This window comes from Porphyrobacter sp. AAP82, from assembly GCF_000331285.1.
GTDB lineage: Bacteria > Pseudomonadota > Alphaproteobacteria > Sphingomonadales > Sphingomonadaceae > Erythrobacter.
The window spans coordinates 1-482 of the sequence record NZ_ANFX01000001.1; the positions used below are offsets into that span (position 1 = coordinate 1).

Genomic DNA, 482 nt, shown 5'->3' on the forward strand with positions numbered 1-482 from the left:
GCGGGAAGGCGACGCCGCAGCCGCAAGCGTGCTGTCGGCACCAGAGCACCGGCTCCGGTGCTTGCCCTGCCGAACCAGCGCTGGAGCCTGGACTTCGTCCATGACCAGATGGCTTCTGGCAGACGGTTCCGGGTGCTCAACGTGGTCGACGACGTGACCAGAGAGTGCCTGGCGGCGGTGCCGGACACCTCGATCTCAGGGCACCGTGTCGTGCGCGAGCTGACCCGGCTGATCGACGAGCGCGGCAAGCCGGGGATGATCGTCAGCGACAATGGCACCGAGCTCACCAGCAATGCCGTGCTCGCTTGGTGCGGCCAGATCAGCGTCGAGTGGCATTACATCGCTCCGGGCAAGCCGATGCAGAACGGCTACGTCGAGAGCTTTAACGGCCGCATGCGCGACGAGCTGCTCAACGAGACCCTGTTCCTCAGCATGGCCCATGCACGGGTCGAGATCGCTGCCTGGGTCGAGGATTACAACCG

General features: G+C 65.6%; 1 protein-coding gene. It reads left to right on the plus strand.

Going from position 1 to position 482, the window contains the following annotated elements:
- Positions 1 to 482 (plus strand): integrase core domain-containing protein (locus D620_RS0100005; protein WP_026091826.1); only part of this gene is annotated, 482 nt, incomplete at both ends.